Raw genomic sequence first — 16,858 nt, 5'->3', positions numbered from 1 at the left:
AGGCTCGGATCAATCAGTTGTCATACCCAAGGTTGGGCGCCAGCCAGCGCTCGGTGACGCTCAACTCCTGACCTTTGCGCGACGTGTAGCTCTGCACCTGGTCCTTGTCGATCTTGCCCACGGCAAAATACTGCGCCTGCGGATGGGCGAAGTACCAACCGCTGACCGCCGCCGCCGGGAACATCGCATAGTGCTCGGTGAGGAACACGCCGCTGCGGCCGGCGCGCATTTCACTGGCCTCAGGGTCGAGCAGGGCGAACAGGGTGCTTTTCTCGGTGTGATCCGGGCACGCCGGGTAGCCCGGGGCAGGGCGGATGCCGCTGTATTGCTCCTTGATCAGTGCCTCGTTGTCGAGCGTCTCGTCCTTGGCATACCCCCAGTAGTCTTTGCGCACTTGTTGGTGCAACCACTCGGCGCAAGCCTCGGCCAGGCGGTCGGCGAGGGCCTTGACCATGATCGAGTTGTAATCGTCGCCAGCGTCCTGGTAAGCCTTGGCCACTTCTTCGGCACCAATGCCGGCGGTGGTGATGAAACCGCCCACGTAGTCGGTGACTTCGCTGTCCTTGGGTGCGACAAAATCGGCTAACGAGAAATTCGGCTTGCCGTCGGTCTTGATGATCTGTTGGCGCAAGTGATGCAGCTTGGCCAGGGGCTTGCCGTCATCGCCGTAGAGTTCGATGTCGTCGTCGCGAACCTGGTTGGCGGGCCAGAAGCCGAACACCGCACGGGCGCTGATCAGCTTCTCGTCGATCAGTTTGGCGAGCATTTCCTGGGCATCGGCATACAACGCCGTAGCGGCTTCACCGACCACTTCATCCTGAAGGATGCGCGGGAACTTGCCGGCCAGGTCCCAGGAAATGAAGAACGGCGTCCAGTCGATGTATTCGGCCAGGACTTTCAGGTCGATGTTGTCCAACACCTTGGCGCCGGTAAAGGTCGGCTTGACCGGCGTGTAGGTGCTCCAGTCGAACTGAGGTTTCTTGGCGATCGCAGCCGCGTAGCTCAGGCGTTCGGTACGGGCGCTGCGGTTGGCGGTGCGCTCGCGCACTTCGATGTATTCCTCGCGGGTTCTCTCGACGAAGCCGGCTTTCAGTTCCTTGGACAGCAACTGGGTCGCCACGCCGACAGCGCGAGAAGCGTCGGTGACATACACCACCGCATCGTTGCTGTACTTGGGTTCGATTTTCACCGCCGTGTGCGCCTTGGAGGTCGTGGCGCCACCGATCATCAGCGGCAGGTGGAAATCCTGGCGCTGCATCTCGCGGGCTACATGGACCATTTCATCCAGCGACGGCGTGATCAGGCCGGACAGGCCGATGATGTCGCACTTCTGCTCCTTGGCCACCTGCAGGATCTTCTCCGCCGGCACCATGACACCAAGGTCGACGATGTCGTAGCCATTACAGCCCAGCACCACGCCGACGATGTTCTTGCCGATGTCGTGCACGTCGCCTTTCACGGTGGCCATGAGGATCTTGCCCTTGGCTTCCGGCTTGTCGCCTTTCTCCAGTTCGATGAACGGAATCAGGTGCGCCACGGCTTGTTTCATCACCCGGGCGGATTTCACCACTTGCGGCAGGAACATCTTGCCGGCACCGAACAGGTCGCCGACGATGTTCATGCCGGCCATCAGCGGCCCTTCGATCACCTCGATCGGGCGGGCGAAGGACTGGCGCGACTCTTCGGTGTCTTCAACGATGTGCGTGGTGATGCCCTTGACCAGCGCATGCTCCAGGCGCTTGTTGACGTCCCAGTTGCGCCACTCTTCGGTCTCGGCTTCCTTGACGCTGCCATCGCCCTTGTACTTGTCGGCGATGGCGAGCAGGGCGTCGGTGCCTTCAGGGGTGCGGTTGAGGATCACGTCTTCAACGGCGTCGCGCAGCTCGACAGGGATCTGGTCGTAGATTTCCAGCTGGCCGGCGTTGACGATGCCCATGGTCAGGCCCGCGCGGATCGCGTACAGCAGGAACACCGAGTGGATCGCCTCGCGCACCGGGTTGTTGCCGCGGAACGAGAACGACACGTTGGACACGCCACCCGAGGTCAATGCATAGGGTAGTTCGTCGCGGATGTAGGCACAGGCGTTGATGAAGTCCACGGCATAGTTGTTGTGTTCTTCGATGCCGGTGGCCACGGCAAAGATGTTCGGGTCGAAGATGATGTCTTCCGGCGGGAAGCCGACTTCATTGACCAGAATGTCGTAGGAGCGCTTGCAGATCTCTTTCTTGCGCGCTTCGGTGTCGGCCTGGCCGGCTTCGTCGAAGGCCATCACCACCACGGCGGCGCCATAGCGCTTGCACAGTTTGGCGTGGTGGATGAACTGCTCGACGCCTTCTTTCATGCTGATCGAGTTGACGATGCCCTTGCCCTGGATGCACTTGAGCCCGGCTTCGATCACTTCCCACTTGGAGGAGTCGATCATGATCGGTACGCGGGAGATGTCCGGTTCCCCGGCAATCAGATTGAGGAAGGTCACCATGGCCTTCTTCGAATCGAGCATCCCTTCGTCCATGTTGATATCGATCACCTGGGCGCCGGCCTCAACCTGCTGCAGGGCGACTTCCAGGGCTTCGGTGTAGTTGTCTTCACGGATCAGGCGGGCAAACTTGGCCGAGCCGGTAATGTTGGTACGCTCGCCGACGTTGACGAACAGCGAGTTGCGATCGATGGTGAACGGCTCCAGGCCCGAGAGGCGGCAGGCCCTGGGGATTTCCGGAATCTGGCGTGGCGCATAGCCGGCCACGGCCTTGGCGATGGCTTCGATGTGGCCCGGGGTGGTGCCGCAGCAGCCGCCGACGATGTTGAGGAAGCCGCTTTGGGCGAATTCCTCGATGACCTTGGCGGTTTGCGCCGGCAGTTCGTCGTACTCGCCGAACTCGTTGGGCAGGCCGGCGTTCGGGTGCGCGGAAACGTGGGTGCCTGCCTTGTTCGACAGCTCTTCGAGGTACGGGCGCAGTTCGCTGGCGCCCAGGGCGCAGTTCAGGCCGACCGAAATCGGCTTGGCGTGGGCCACGGAGTTCCAGAACGCTTCGGTGGTCTGCCCGGACAGGGTGCGGCCGGAGGCGTCGGTGATGGTGCCGGAAATCATGATCGGCAATTCGATGCCCAGTTCTTCGAACACGCCCTGTACGGCAAAGATCGCGGCCTTGGCGTTGAGGGTGTCGAAGATGGTTTCGATCAGGATCAGGTCGACGCCGCCCTCGATCAGGCCTTTGGTGGCCTCGGTGTAGTTTTCCACCAGTTCATCGAATGTCACGTTGCGGTAGCCGGGGTTGTTCACATCCGGCGACAAGGAGCAGGTGCGGCTGGTCGGGCCGAGTACGCCAGCAACGAAACGCGGCTTGTCCGGGTTCTCGGCGGTTTTGGCATCGGCGATCTTGCGCGCCAGGCGAGCGCCTTCTACGTTCAATTCGTAGGCCAGTTCCTCCATGCCGTAGTCGGCCATGGAGATCCGGGTGGCGTTGAAGGTGTTGGTTTCCAGGATGTCGGCACCGGCATCCAGGTAGGCTTTCTCGATGCCACCAATCACGTCCGGACGCGTCAGCACCAACAGGTCGTTGTTGCCTTTGACATCGCTCGGCCAGTCGGCGAAACGTTTGCCACGGTAATCCTGCTCTTCGAGCTTGTAGCTCTGGATCATCGTACCCATGCCGCCATCGAGAATCAGGATGCGCTCTTTGAGGGCGTGCTTGAGGGCTTGGAGGCGAACGCTGCGATCGGACATTGGGACTACTCGGAAAGACCATGACGAAGGGCCGGGATGATAGCAAACCTGTACGCTTTTAGAGCATGTTCGGGTTTTGCATGAATATCGCTCATGTTGGTGTGCCAGCCAGCCCGGTAGAATCGCGGCGTTTTCTAAAGGATCGGGACCAGGGACATGCCGTATCGCGTCATCATCGCCAGTGTGTTGATGTTTTTAAGCTGGGGCGCGGTCGCGCAAAGTCCGGCGAGTTCCGCTGCAATCTCCTACAGCCGGGATATACAGCCAATCTTCACCGAAAAGTGCGTGGCCTGCCATGCCTGCAACGACGCCCCCTGTCAGCTCAATCTGGGCAGCGGCGAAGGTGCGGCACGTGGCGCGACGAAAGTCCCGGTGTACGACGGTGAACGAAGCCAGGCTGCTGCGCCGAGCCGACTGTTCTATGACGCGTTCGGCAAGCGAGCCTGGCAACAAAAAGGCTTCCATTCGGTGCTCGACGCCCAGGGCAATCAGGCGGCATTGATGACGCGCATGCTTGAGCTGGGTCATACCAATCGCGTGCAACCCAATGCCAAACTGCCCGAGGACATCGTCCTGGGCCTCAATCGCAACAATATGTGCGCCTTGCCTGCCGAGTTCGACGGTTATGCCAGCGCGCATCCCAAGGAGGGCATGCCCTTGGCGGTCACCGGCCTGACCGACCAGCAATACCAGACGCTGCAACGCTGGCTGGCCTCGGGTGCGCCGATCGATGAACAGGCCTTGGTGCCCAGCGCGAAGGAAGCGTTGCAAGTGGTGCAGTGGGAGAACCTGCTCAACGCACCGGGCGCCCGGCAGAGTCTGGTGGGGCGCTGGTTGTTCGAGCACTGGTTTCTCGCGCACCTCTATTTCAAGGACGGCGAGCCGGGACATTTCTTTCAATGGGTGCGATCTCGCACGCCGACCGGCCAGCCCATCGACCTGATCAACACCCGTCGGCCGAACGACGACCCCGGCACTCAGGTGTATTACCGCTTGCGGCCGGTGCAGGGCGTGATCGTGCACAAAACGCACATCACTTATCCGTTGAGCGCGGCGAAGCTGGCCCGGGTCAAAAGCCTGTTTTACAACGGCAATTGGCAGGTCAACGCCTTGCCGGGCTACGGCCCGGAACGCCGGGCCAATCCGTTTGCCACCTTCGAAGCGATCCCGGCCCAGGCGCGTTATCAATTCATGCTCGATAACGCCGAGTATTTTGTGCGCACCTTTATTCGCGGCCCGGTCTGCCGTGGGCAAATCGCGACCGATGTGATCCGCGACAACTTCTGGGCGCTGTTCCAGGCACCGGAACACGACCTCTACATCACCGACCCGAACTACCGCGGCCAGGCGACGCCGTTGCTGGCGATGCCGGGGCAGAACGACGACGTTGGCAGTGTCCTGAGCCTGTGGCACGACTACCGCGACAAGCGTAACGAATACGAAGCCCTGCGCCGGGACAGCTATGCCGATCTGCCGGCACCGAGCTGGTCGAGCCTGTGGGCTGGCAACGACAACGCACTATTGAGCATTTTCCGCCATTTCGACAGCGCCGCGGTGACCAAGGGCCTGATCGGCGACGTACCACAGACGATGTGGTTGTTCGACTTCCCGCTGCTGGAGCGTACCTACTACCAGTTGGCGGTGAATTTCGACGTGTTCGGCAATGTTTCCCACCAGGCCCAGACGCGCTTGTATTTCGACCTGATCCGCAATGGCGCCGAGCAGAATTTCCTGCGCCTGATGCCGGCCGACTCCCGAGAGGGCTACCTCGACGATTGGTACCAGAACAGCGGGAAATTCAAGATGTGGCTGGACTATGAGGCCATCGACGACGACACGCCGAGCGCACTGAAACTCGATGAAAAGGACCCCAAGCGCGACTTCGCCATGCAGCTGCTGGCGCGCTACGGCGAGCTGAACGCCACCCCTGATCCGATCAACCGCTGCGACGGCGCGTATTGCTCGCGGCCGAACATCGATCCGGCCCTGCAGGCCGCGGAGCAGGCCCTGAGCCGCCTGGCCTCACGTCCGGCGGCAGGCCTGCGGGTCATCGATCAACTGCCGGAAGCGACCATGCTGCGCGTCGAAACGGCGAGTGGGCAGCGAGTGGTCTATAGCCTGCTGCGCAACCGGGCGCACAGCAACGTGGCGTTCCTGCTTGGTGAGTCGCTGCGTTATCAGCCGGGACTCGATACGCTCACCGTCTTCCCTGGGGTTCTGAGCAATTACCCGAACTTCATGTTCAATATTGCCGCCGATCAAGTGCCTGAGTTCGTCGATGCGATGGAAAACGCCAAGGATGCCGAGCGCTTCGAGAAAATCGTCGAGCGCTGGGGAGTCCGCCGCAGTCATCCGCAGTTCTGGCAGTACTTCCATGACCTGAGCCGCTATATCCACGAAACCGAGCCGGTGGAAGAGGGCGTGCTGGACATGAATCGCTACGAGAACCTGTAATCACGCTTAACACCCGTAGGAGCTGCCGCAGGCTGCGATCTTTTGATCTTGAAAACCAGAATCAAAAGATCGCAGCCTGCGGCAGCTCCTACAGGGGGATTGTCGGAATCTTTCCCGACAAAAATACTAGGACTTTGTCCGGCGCGATGATTGGCGTAAACTGCGCCCAAGCCTGCGAGGAGTTTCCATGACCGCTATTACCATCACCGACGCCGCCCACGATTACCTGGCTGATCTGCTTTCCAAGCAGAACACCCCGGGTATCGGCATCCGCGTCTTTATCACCCAGCCTGGCACCCAGTACGCCGAAACCTGCATTGCCTACTGCAAGCCGGGCGAAGAAAAACCCGAAGACACTGCGCTGGGGCTCAAAAGCTTCACCGCGTACATCGACCATTTCAGCGAAGCGTTCCTGGACGATGCCGTTGTCGACTATGCCACCGACCGCATGGGCGGCCAGCTGACCATCAAGGCGCCAAACGCCAAAGTGCCGATGGTCAACGCCGACAGCCCGGTCAACGAGCGTATCAACTACTACCTGCAAACCGAGATCAACCCTGGGTTGGCCAGCCACGGCGGCCAGGTCAGCCTGATCGACGTGGTCGAAGACGGCATTGCCGTCCTGCAGTTCGGCGGCGGTTGCCAGGGCTGCGGCCAGGCCGACGTGACCTTGAAGGAAGGCATCGAGCGCACTTTGCTCGAGCGTATTCCCGAGCTCAAGGGTGTGCGTGACGTGACCGACCACACGCAGAAAGAAAACGCCTACTACTAAGGTGTTCGCTGCGAAATGAAAAAACGGCGTCCATCGTGAGCGCCGATCGTTCCCACGCACCGCGTGGGAACGATCAATTTACTGCCTCTTCGCGAGCAAGCCCGCTCCCACATTCGACCGCGTTCTCATGTTGAAACCGGTCTAATGTGGGAGCGGGCTTGCTCGCGAACAGGACCTATGGGCGATACAAATGTGCATGCCCCGCACGATACAGCGACGACTCGCTGAACTGCTCACTGCCCAGCACCCGACCCACAAGAATCAGCGCCGTGCGCCGAAAACCCTTGGCTTCAACCTTGTCGGCAATGTCCTCAAGCGTTCCCACCACCCAATCCTGATCCGGCCAGGTCGCCCGGTGAATCACCGCAATTGGGCAGTCTGCGCCGTAGTGCGGCCGCAGTTCGGCCAGGATTTTCTGCAGGTGTTTGACCCCCAAATGGATCGCCATGGTCGCCCCGTGCTGCGCCAGGCTGCCCAGTTCTTCGCCCGCGGGCATCTCGGTCTTGTCGGCATAGCGGGTCAGGATCACGCTCTGCGACACGTCCGGTAAGGTCAGTTCCGCGCCCAGAAGCGCAGCGCAGGCGGCCGTGGAAGTCACGCCGGGGACTATTTCAAAAGGAATGCCGAGTTCTCGCAGGTGGCGTATCTGCTCGCCTATTGCGCCATACAGGCTTGGATCACCGGAGTGCACGCGCGCCACGTCCTGGCCATTGGCATGGGCCGTCTTGATCAGTTCGATGATCTGTTCCAGGTGCAGTTCGGCGCTGTTGACCACCTGTTCGGCGCAGTGCCCTTCCAACACGGCGGCGGGCACCAGCGAGCCGGCATAGATGATCACAGGGCAGCTACGAACCAACCGCTGGCCTTTCACGGTGATCAGTTCGGGGTCGCCGGGACCTGCGCCAATGAAGTAGACCGTCATTAAGAATTCCTGTTGAAAAGAGACGCTGGGCAAGGCTTCAGATGAAGAATGCTCATGATCGAATGCGCAGATTATCGGGGATTTTACGCGGCGCCAGCCAATGCGAGGGTGGCCTGGGCATATTTTTGGCGCGGGATCAGCAATGTAGCCGGGCCATTGGCCAGTTGCTCGGCCAGTGCCAGGGCGGCACTTTCCGCTACGCCATAGCACCCGGTACGCTCAAACGCTATGTCCGAATGATGGCTCAGTCGGGGTTGATAGCTCGCCAGTTGTTCACTGCTGAAATACATCATCTGTAACCCAAGCTGTTCGGCCAGCTCGTTCAGCGCCGGTTCGTCGCGCTTCAAGTCGATGCTGGCCAGGGCCTTGATCCGATGCAGTTCGATCTGGTGCGCCTGCAGCGCCTGGTCAAGCAGTGCCCGCAACGTGCTGACGGGGCAGCCACGTTGGCAGCCCAGGCCGACCACCAGGGTCGGCGCTGCGCTGAGGCCTGTCATGCGGGGTATTGACCATCGCTTTTGCGGCGGAACAACCAGGCACTGATCAGGCCCAGGGCCAGCCAGAACGCCACGTTGGTCAGCTGCGAAGCGATCTTGAACTGAGTTTCCAGCGCCTCTGGAGCGAGCATCGAGTGCACTTGCGGTTGCGGAGCGCCAATCACATGAGGCACCGCAAGGATCGCCACGCCAAGGACTTTCATCAGCCAGTGACGGCTGAACACGATCAGCGCGATACCGACAGCGGTGGAGGCGGCAGTGCCGATCCACCAGAGTTGGCGTTGCGCCAGATCGGCAGCCGCGGTGCCCGGCAACTCAGGTGGCAGGCCAAGCGTCGGCGCCAGCACGAATGTCGCGTAGCCAGCCAGGCCCCAGAGCAGGCCCTGGGAGGTTTTGGTCGGCGCACGCAGGGTGTAGAGACCAGCGAGCATCAGGGCGAAACCGACCGCCACTACCAGGTTACCGCCAGTGGTCGACAGCACGCGCTGCCAGCCGTCTTCCGGTTCCCAGGCATCGGCATCGTGAGTATGAGCGGCAACACCAGCGGCGTGTTCGTGAACCTCAACTGCTGCTGGTCCTGATTGTTCGTAGGTTTCGGCCTGCAAAATCAGCGGTGAAACCCACAGGCTTTGCAGCAGGGTCAGCAGCAGGGCGGCCAGCAACCCGGTGAAACCTGCGGTTTGCGCAATACGCTTGATCATGTCGGCAGGTCTCAATGGCACGGGAACGCGGAACTGTGGCGTGTATCGTGCGCAGCGTTGTGAACGGCTTCGATGTGCGAGAAACCGGCGAAGTACACCAGGCTGGCGCCGAGGATCGACGCAAAAATCGCAGCGCTCAGGCGTTGGGACAGGGTAGTGGTGCTGCTGGCGGCATTGCTGTGGCCGGTGCTGCTGATAATCGACATGGCGCTTCCCTCTGTTCGGTCAGCGGGGAATAAGAGCGCAAGCAGAGCTCTGCACGACCGAGCGCGCAGAAGTCCGAACAGCGCCCGCCCACCGCGGGTTTGTTGATTGAAGTGATGGTGATGGTCACTTTGTGTTGCGGGCCGGTCTCCGGGCTCACGAGGGGCGCAGGCGTTAGCCTGGACCTTCCAGCGTCACCTTCCCATGCCGCATTGGCACAGTGGATCTGACGCCTCACTCGCTTACCGTTGCGGGGGCAGCACCGGACTGACATGGCCTGAAGTAAAGCACATGATTCACCGGTTTCCCGTTTCACCCTGTGAAGGGCACCCGTAACAAGATGCGTAGGAGAGCATGGGCGGGGGGCGGGCGTCAATTGGCAAGGGTTCTCGTTTGAACATCGAGTCGTTCCCTTCGCGAGCAAGCCCGCTCCCACATTTGACCGAGTTCCTTCAGGGCAGATCCGGTCGAGCGTGGGAGCGGGCTTGCTCGCGAAGGGCGCACCGCAGGAATCATGTGAACATTGACCGGCCCCGATACCATGCGTAGCCTTGCGCTTTCGAGGTTCTTCGGCGTTTGTCGAAGCTAAGAAGGGAACGCGGTCAATGCCGCGGCTGCCCCCGCAACTGTGAACGGTTCAGTTTCTGCCATGCCACTGCATGCGCCAGCCATGGCGCGCGCGGGAAGGCGCAGCAACCGCCAGTCCAACGACTGGCCAGCCGTCAGCCAGGAGACCTGCCTCGATACAGATTCTCACTACAACCGGGCGGGGTGATCCGGTGGCGAACGCTTCCTGCGCGCGTGTGCGTTGCCGGTTCTCGTCCCGTATGCCCGCCACCTTGCCAAAGGGCATCCGATGAAAACACTGGCCAAACTCCCCGTCACCATCGTCACCGGCTTCCTCGGCTCGGGCAAAACCACCTTGCTGCGGCACATGCTCGACAATGCCCAGGGCCGCCGCATCGCGGTGATCGTCAACGAGTTCGGCGAGCTGGGCATTGACGGCGAAATCCTCAAGCAGTGCTCCATCGGTTGCACCGAAGAAGAGGCCAACGGACGCGTCTACGAACTGGCCAACGGCTGCCTGTGCTGCACCGTACAGGAAGAGTTCTTCCCGGTAATGCGCGAACTGGTGGCCCGTCGTGGCGACCTCGACCACATCCTGATCGAAACGTCCGGCCTGGCCCTGCCAAAACCTTTGGTCCAGGCCTTCCAATGGCCGGAAATTCGCAGTGCCTGCACCGTTGACGCGGTGATCACCGTGGTCGATAGCCCGGCCGTCGCGGCTGGCACGTTCGCCGCGTTCCCGGATCAAGTCGACGCCATGCGCAAACTCGACCCGAACCTGGATCACGAATCGCCTTTGCACGAGCTGTTCGCCGACCAGTTGGCCAGCGCCGACCTGGTGATCCTCAACAAGGCCGACCTGATCAGCCCTGAAGACCTGGCCCGCGTACGCCTGGAAGTCGCCGAGGAACTGCCGCCAGCGGTGAAAGTCATCGAAGCCAGTAGCGGGCGCCTGCCGCTGGACGTGCTGATCGGCCTCGGTGCCGGGTCCGAAGAACACATCGACAGCCGTCACAGCCATCACGATCACCACCATGAAGGCGAAGACGATCACGACCACGATGCCTTCGATTCGATCTCCATCGAACTGCCGGCATCCGACGAAAGCCTGTTGATGGATGCGCTGACCCAACTGGTGGTGCAGCACGGCATCCTGCGCGTCAAAGGGTTCGCCGCGGTCCCGAACAAACCGATGCGCTTGCTGATCCAGGGCGTGGGCACCCGATTCGACAAGCATTTCGACCGAAAGTGGAGCGCTGAAGAAGCACGCACCACCCGTCTGGTGTTGATTGGCCAGGCGCTGGACGCCGCGACGCTCGAAGCGCAATTGCGCGCCGCGCTCAGCGTGTAACCCATGCACCTGCTCAGGACCCAGCCCGGCGGATTCGTGTCGGATGACAACATTGCCGACCTGGGGCAAACCCCCGCCGAGCTGGTTATCCTGTGCAGCGGCGACTCCAGCCTGGCGCTGCTTGCCGAGGCGGCGCAGCAGTTGCCCGACGACTACCCAAGCGTGCGCCTGGCCAACCCGATGCAGGTGCAGAACCATGCATCAGTTGATCTGTATGTCGACGAAGTCCTGCGCCACGCCACGGTCATCCTGATTTCGCTGCACGGCGGCATTGCCTATTGGCGCTATGGCGTCGAGCGGCTGGTGGAGTTGTCGCAGCGGGGTGTGCGGTTGATCCTGGTGCCGGGCGATGATCGACCGGACCCGGAGCTCAGTGATCTGAGCACCGTGGACGCTGGGGATCGCGACCGGCTGTGGCAATTCCTGCGTCAGGGTGGCATGGGCAATGCCCTCGACTTTTTCCGTTGCCTGGCCAATCGTTGGCTCGATCGCGACTACGCCTGGGCAGAGCCGCACACCTTGCCGCGTACGGCGATTTACCACCCACAAAAAAGCCCTGCAACGCTGGGCGACTGGCGGGCCCAATGGCAGAGCGGTCAGCCAGTGGCGGCGGTGCTGTTCTATCGCTCGCATTTGCAAGCGGCGAATACCGCTTTCATTGATGTTTTCTGTCAGCGCTTGCAGGCGGCGGGGCTTAACCCGTTGCCAATTGCGCTGGCCAGCCTGAAAGAGCCGGGCTGCCTTGCCGTGGTCGAGGACTGGCTGGATGAAGTCGAGGCGGGGGTGATTCTCAACACCACCGGTTTCGCCCAATCCAGCCCGGAAGCGCCGCACTTGCGGCCATTTCGCCGCAATATCCCGGTGATCCAGGCCATTTGCGCCCAAGACAACGAACCGGGTTGGCGAGCCAGTGAACAAGGCCTCGGCCCCCGCGATCTGGCGATGCACATTGCGCTGCCGGAACTGGACGGGCGCATCATCAGCCGGCCGATCAGCTTCAAGGACCTGGCCTGGCGCAGCGAGCGCAGTCAGTCCGACGTGGTCTGCTATCGCGCTCAGCCGGAACGCATGGACTTTGTTGCACAGCTGGCGCGGCGCTGGATCGATCTGGCGCGGTTGCCCAATGGCGAAAAACGCATAGCGCTGATTCTGGCAAATTACCCGACCCGTGATGGTCGGATAGGCAACGGCGTCGGGCTCGATACACCGGCCGCGGCTTTGAATATCCTGCGTGCGCTGCATAAAGAAGGCTATCCGCTGCCAGCCGATCTGCCTGCCAGCGGCACCGCGTTGATCCAGCAATTGTTGGGCGGTGTCAGCAACGACCTCGATACCCTCGATCAACGCCCGTGCCAGCAAAGCCTGGCCATGGACGATTACCTGCTGATGTTCAACGCGTTGCCGCAAGTCAATCGCCAGGCCGTTCTGGAGCGCTGGGGCGCGCCCGACAGTGATCCGATGTGTCGTGGCGGGCGGATGATGATCGCCGGGTTGCGCTTTGGCCTGACCTTCGTTGGCATCCAGCCGGCGCGGGGTTACCAGGTCGATCCAAGTGCGGTGTATCACGACCCGGACCTGGTGCCGCCCCATGGCTACCTGGCGTTCTATTTCTGGTTGCGCAATACCTACGGCGCCCACGGCGTGATCCATGTGGGCAAGCACGGCAACCTGGAATGGCTGCCGGGCAAGGGCGTAGGGTTGTCGGAGCACTGCTGGCCGGATGCGCTGCTCGGGCCGTTGCCGAACATCTATCCGTTCATCGTCAACGACCCGGGCGAAGGCGCCCAGGCCAAGCGCCGCACGCAAGCGGTGATCATCGACCACCTGATGCCGCCACTGACCCGCGCCGAGACCTACGGCCCGCTGCGTAATCTCGAGTTGCTGGCCGACGAATACTACGATGCGCAATTGCTCGATCCAGGGCGTGCGCGGGAACTGCAGCGCGACATCCTGCAATTGGTCCGGGACACCCACATCGACCGCGAGCTGCAACTGGACGATCAGCTCGACAGCGATGCCGATGCGGCGATCTGGCTACCGCGCCTGGACACTTACCTGTGCGACTTGAAAGAGTCGCAGATCCGCGATGGCTTGCACGTGTTTGGCGAGTCACCGGCCGGAAGGCTGCGCATCGATACGTTGCTGGCGCTGCTGCGCATTCCCCGGGGCGATGGCCGTGGCGCGCAATCGAGTGTGCTGCGAGCCTTGGCCAAGGCGTTCGCGCTGGGCTTCGACCCACTGGATTGCGCGTTGGCCGAGCCGTGGAACGGACCGCGTCCCGGCGAATTATTGTCGATCAGCGGTGAACCCTGGCGCACCACGGGCGATACCCGTGAACGCCTCGAACTGTTCGCCGCACAGCTTATTACACAGGTGTTGAATGCCCCCTGTGAGAACCTCCCACAGGAGGCGTGCTGGTCTGAAGTGAACGCTATCCTCGAGCATTTGCGCGAAGTGGTCGCACCCAGGCTGGATGCCTGTGGGCCCGCAGAAATGCGCGGCCTGCTCGACGCCCTCGGCGGCCGGTTCGTCCCGGCAGGCCCCAGTGGCGCGCCGAGTCGCGGTCGCCTGGACGTGCTGCCCACCGGGCGCAACTTCTATTCGGTGGACGTACGCAACCTGCCCACCACCACCGCGTGGCGCATCGGTTTCCAGTCCGCCAACCTGATTCTTGAACGACACCTGCAAGACCATGGTGATCATTTGCGCCAGCTCGGCCTGTCGGTCTGGGGCACCGCGACCATGCGCACCGGCGGCGACGATATCGCCCAGGCCATGGCGTTGATGGGCGTGCGGCCGGTTTGGGCCACCGGCAGTCAACGGGTGGACGACTTTGAAATTCTGCCGCTGAGCCTGCTCGATCGTCCGCGGGTGGACGTGACCTTGCGTGTATCGGGTTTCTTCCGCGATGCCTTCGCCAACCTCATCCGCCTGTTCGATGCGGCCGTGCAAGCGGTCGCCGCGCTCGATGAGCCGGATGACTTGAATCCGCTGGCAGCCAAGGTGCGCGCCGAGCGTGAAGCGTTGTTGCAATCGGGACTGGATGAAGACGCGGCGCGGCGGCAGGCCGGCTGGCGCATTTTCGGTGCCAAGCCCGGCGCGTATGGCGCAGGCGTGCAGGGCGCCATTGATGGTCGCCTGTGGCAAAGCCGCGAGGACCTGGCCGAGGTTTACCTGAATTGGGGTGGCTACGCGTACGGCGGGTCGGATGAAGGCACCGTGGCCCGTGAACAGTTTTCCCAGCGCCTGAGCCAGGTACAGGCGGTGCTGCAAAACCAGGATAACCGTGAGCACGACCTGCTCGATTCCAATGATTACTACCAATTCCAGGGTGGCATGCTGGCTGCCGTGGAAAGCCTGAGTGGCGAGGCGGCGGCCAGTTATCACGGCGATCACAGCCAGCCGGACCTGCCGAAGATCCGCACCCTGAAGGAAGAACTGAACCGGGTGATCCGCTCCCGGGCAGCGAATCCAAAGTGGATCGACGGGGTCAAGCGGCACGGCTACAAAGGCGCATTCGAAATGGCCGCGACGGTGGACAATCTGTTCGCCTTCGACGCCACCACCCGCTTGATCGACGATCACCAGTACGCATTGCTGGCCGATGCCTATCTACTTGACCCGGGTACTCGGGATTTCGTGCGCGAGCATAACCCCCATGCCTTGCGCGACATGACCGAGCGTATGCTCGAAGCGCAACAGCGGGGGATGTGGAAAGAACCGGGTTCGTATCGCGAAGCCTTGGAAAATTTGCTGCTGGATATGGAAGAAGACAGCTAGTGCATTACCCCTGTGGGAGCGAGCCTGCTCGCGAAGAGGCCAGCACAATCAACATCATCGTTGACTGATAGACCGCTTTCGCGAGCAGGCTCGCTCCCACAGGGGAACGATCATTGACCCCGACCATGACTGAGTACTGATGATGACCGACACCCCCCATTTCCCGCTTTCCGCCGTGGTCGGCGCCGACGATTTGAAACTCGCGCTGTACCTGACCGCCATCGACCCGAAGATCGGTGGTGTGCTGATCGAAGGCCCGCGCGGCATGGCCAAGTCGACCCTGGCCCGTGGTCTTGCGGACCTGCTGGCCAGCGGCCAATTCGTCACCTTGCCCCTGGGGGCAACAGAAGAGCGCCTGGTCGGCACCCTCGACCTCGACGCGGCCCTGAGTGAAGGTCGGGCGCAATTTTCCCCCGGCGTGCTGGCCAAGGCTGACGGCGGCGTACTCTATGTCGATGAAGTGAATCTACTGCCCGATCACCTCGTCGATCTGCTGCTCGACGTGGCCGCCAGCGGCACCAATCTGGTTGAGCGTGACGGTATTTCCCATCGGCATTCGGCGAAGTTCGTGCTGATCGGCACCATGAATCCGGAAGAGGGCGAGTTGCGTCCGCAACTGCTCGATCGTTTTGGCTTGAACGTCGCCCTCAGTGGTCATACCGCACCAACCGAACGTGGACAAATCATTCGTCGACGCCTCGATTTCGACAGTGATCCGCAACAGTTCTGCGCCGAGTGGGAGAGCCAGCAGCAGTCGTTGCGTGAGCGTTGCCAAACAGCACGCAGTGCATTGGCGAGCATTCCCCTCGACGACGACGCGTTGGCGCAGATCACCGAGCGTTGCTTTGCCGCCGGTGTCGATGGCTTGCGCGCCGATTTGGTCTGGTTGCGCGCGGCGCGTGCCCATGCTGCCTGGCGCGGTGCAACAGCCATTGGCGAAGAGGATATCGACGCGGTCGCCGAGTTTGCCTTGCGCCATCGTCGTCGCGAGCACACGCCATCGGCACCACAATCCAACAATTCCCCATCCAGCCAACAGCCCAATCCGAGCGAAGGCCAGGGCCAGTGGGGCGAGATGCCCGCCCAAGCGTTGCCGGTCGGCGCGCGGCGAGAGGTGCCGACCTGGCCAAAAAAGCCCTAGGCATTCGCCCTCGATCGGACGCGGGGGCGAATGCCAGACCTCGTGCAGGACGCCTCGATCACGGTAAACAGGGTAAACGTCACGCGTCCCATGGCGGCTCGATCAATTGGCCAGGCACGTTACTCAACGGACGGCCACGCCAGCGCCAGGATGTGTTGTTCCAGCAGCGCACGCGCGCGGCGCATGAGCTGTGGCTGGTGATTGTCGACGCGTCGGCTTCGACCCGCCGCCACCAGGCATTGAGTGATGCCAAGGGCCTGTTGGCGCAATTGTTCGACGATGCCTACCGCCAGCGCGCACGCCTGGCATTGCTGACGGTCAGCGGTGCAGTGCCGAAGTGGCAGGTGCAGGGACTGAAGGCATCCAGCGGTTTGCGCCATTGGCTCGACGAACTTGGTGCGGGCGGCGGCACGCCGTTGCTGGCGGCGCTGGGTGATGCGGCACTGTGGCTTGCCGCGCGGCAAAAGCGCTTGCCGGCCGAACAGCAGCGCTTGCTGGTGATAACCGATGGCCGCTTGAAAGAGTGGCCGTCGTTGCCCGCCCTCGAGTGTCCAGGATTGGTGATCGACATCGAACGCGGGCCGATTCGCCTTGGGCGCAGCAAGGTGTTGGCGGCGCAGTTGCAAACCGGGTATCGGCATATCGACGAGCTGTTTGAGAAGTGAGCCACGAGTTGCCTGTGCTGGCCTATTCGCGAGCAGGCTCGCTTGTATGGTAGGACTTGAAGGGAGGAGGAGGGACAAGG

The 16,858-nt window shown here is 61.9% G+C and carries 11 protein-coding genes and 2 riboswitches; of the genes, 6 read left to right on the top strand and 5 right to left on the bottom strand.

The features are described from left to right. Window positions 1-13 precede the first annotated feature (13 nt). Window positions 14-3,724, bottom strand: coding sequence for a methionine synthase (gene metH, locus QLG10_RS21880; protein WP_110754476.1), 3,711 nt, complete (start codon window positions 3,722-3,724; stop codon window positions 14-16). 156 nt (window positions 3,725-3,880) lie between these two features. Here metH and QLG10_RS21875 point away from each other — a divergent pair, with 156 nt between their 5' ends. Beyond that, window positions 3,881-6,178: a fatty acid cis/trans isomerase gene (locus QLG10_RS21875; protein WP_282488009.1), complete on the top strand. Its 2,298-nt coding sequence runs from the start codon at window positions 3,881-3,883 to the stop codon at window positions 6,176-6,178. Between the two features lie 187 nt (window positions 6,179-6,365). Next, window positions 6,366-6,950, top strand: a complete 585-nt coding sequence (gene nfuA, locus QLG10_RS21870) for a Fe-S biogenesis protein NfuA (RefSeq protein WP_007912592.1) — start codon at window positions 6,366-6,368, stop codon at window positions 6,948-6,950. Between the two features lie 175 nt (window positions 6,951-7,125). Here the strand turns inward: nfuA and cobM are convergent, their stop codons facing one another. The 4 genes from cobM to QLG10_RS21850 form a co-directional block, all read right to left on the bottom strand. Next, window positions 7,126-7,872 carry a precorrin-4 C(11)-methyltransferase gene (gene cobM, locus QLG10_RS21865; protein WP_282488008.1) on the bottom strand — a complete coding sequence of 249 codons (747 nt, stop codon included), beginning with the start codon at window positions 7,870-7,872 and terminating at the stop codon, window positions 7,126-7,128. Window positions 7,873-7,955: 83 nt separating this feature from the next. Further along, the gene (locus QLG10_RS21860) at window positions 7,956-8,369 is read right to left on the bottom strand and encodes a cobalamin biosynthesis protein (RefSeq protein WP_020795442.1); all 414 of its coding nucleotides are present in this window, start codon (window positions 8,367-8,369) and stop codon (window positions 7,956-7,958) included. Beyond that, window positions 8,366-9,070, bottom strand: a complete 705-nt coding sequence (locus QLG10_RS21855) for a CbtA family protein (protein WP_110754468.1) — start codon at window positions 9,068-9,070, stop codon at window positions 8,366-8,368. Before QLG10_RS21855 ends, QLG10_RS21860 begins: the two co-directional genes overlap by 4 nt. Window positions 9,071-9,081: 11 nt before the next feature. Continuing rightward, complete coding sequence (locus QLG10_RS21850) at window positions 9,082-9,276, bottom strand: CbtB domain-containing protein (RefSeq protein ID WP_188265503.1); 195 nt, start codon at window positions 9,274-9,276, stop codon at window positions 9,082-9,084. Window positions 9,277-9,397: 121 nt separating this feature from the next. Then, window positions 9,398-9,623, bottom strand: a riboswitch (cobalamin riboswitch). 196 nt (window positions 9,624-9,819) lie between these two features. Then, window positions 9,820-10,032: riboswitch (cobalamin riboswitch) on the top strand. 98 nt (window positions 10,033-10,130) lie between these two features. On the opposite strand from QLG10_RS21850, the gene cobW reads away from it, so the two are divergent. The 4 genes from cobW to QLG10_RS21830 all read left to right on the top strand — a co-directional run bounded on the left by cobW (window position 10,131) and on the right by QLG10_RS21830 (window position 16,778). Then, on the top strand, window positions 10,131-11,192 hold the full coding sequence (cobW, locus tag QLG10_RS21845) for a cobalamin biosynthesis protein CobW (RefSeq protein WP_282488007.1): 1,062 nt from the start codon (window positions 10,131-10,133) through the stop codon (window positions 11,190-11,192). 3 nt (window positions 11,193-11,195) lie between these two features. Next, window positions 11,196-14,972: a cobaltochelatase subunit CobN gene (cobN, locus tag QLG10_RS21840; RefSeq protein ID WP_282488006.1), complete on the top strand. Its 3,777-nt coding sequence runs from the start codon at window positions 11,196-11,198 to the stop codon at window positions 14,970-14,972. A 142-nt stretch (window positions 14,973-15,114) separates the two neighbouring features. After that, the gene (locus QLG10_RS21835; protein WP_188265505.1) at window positions 15,115-16,113 is read left to right on the top strand and encodes an AAA family ATPase; all 999 of its coding nucleotides are present in this window, start codon (window positions 15,115-15,117) and stop codon (window positions 16,111-16,113) included. Next, window positions 16,038-16,778 carry a VWA domain-containing protein gene (locus QLG10_RS21830; RefSeq protein ID WP_282488005.1) on the top strand — a complete coding sequence of 247 codons (741 nt, stop codon included), beginning with the start codon at window positions 16,038-16,040 and terminating at the stop codon, window positions 16,776-16,778. The genes QLG10_RS21835 and QLG10_RS21830 overlap by 76 nt, the downstream gene beginning before the upstream one ends. The last annotated feature ends 80 nt before the right edge of the window (window positions 16,779-16,858 follow it).

This window comes from Pseudomonas sp. V98_8, assembly GCF_029967975.1.
Taxonomy (GTDB): domain Bacteria; phylum Pseudomonadota; class Gammaproteobacteria; order Pseudomonadales; family Pseudomonadaceae; genus Aquipseudomonas; species Aquipseudomonas umsongensis.
This window is presented reverse-complemented; position numbering and strand designations above follow the sequence as displayed.

What these genes read in the sequence shown, in the direction of transcription:
- metH (WP_110754476.1), bottom strand. Translation starts at nt 3,724, where the DNA reads ATGTCCGATCGCAGCGTTCGCCTCCAAGCCCTCAAGCACGCCCTCAAA.
- QLG10_RS21875 (WP_282488009.1), top strand. Translation starts at nt 3,881, where the DNA reads ATGCCGTATCGCGTCATCATCGCCAGTGTGTTGATGTTTTTAAGCTGG.
- nfuA (WP_007912592.1), top strand. Translation starts at nt 6,366, where the DNA reads ATGACCGCTATTACCATCACCGACGCCGCCCACGATTACCTGGCTGAT.
- cobM (WP_282488008.1), bottom strand. Translation starts at nt 7,872, where the DNA reads ATGACGGTCTACTTCATTGGCGCAGGTCCCGGCGACCCCGAACTGATC.
- QLG10_RS21860 (WP_020795442.1), bottom strand. Translation starts at nt 8,369, where the DNA reads ATGACAGGCCTCAGCGCAGCGCCGACCCTGGTGGTCGGCCTGGGCTGC.
- QLG10_RS21855 (WP_110754468.1), bottom strand. Translation starts at nt 9,070, where the DNA reads ATGATCAAGCGTATTGCGCAAACCGCAGGTTTCACCGGGTTGCTGGCC.
- QLG10_RS21850 (WP_188265503.1), bottom strand. Translation starts at nt 9,276, where the DNA reads ATGTCGATTATCAGCAGCACCGGCCACAGCAATGCCGCCAGCAGCACC.
- cobW (WP_282488007.1), top strand. Translation starts at nt 10,131, where the DNA reads ATGAAAACACTGGCCAAACTCCCCGTCACCATCGTCACCGGCTTCCTC.
- cobN (WP_282488006.1), top strand. Translation starts at nt 11,196, where the DNA reads ATGCACCTGCTCAGGACCCAGCCCGGCGGATTCGTGTCGGATGACAAC.
- QLG10_RS21835 (WP_188265505.1), top strand. Translation starts at nt 15,115, where the DNA reads ATGACCGACACCCCCCATTTCCCGCTTTCCGCCGTGGTCGGCGCCGAC.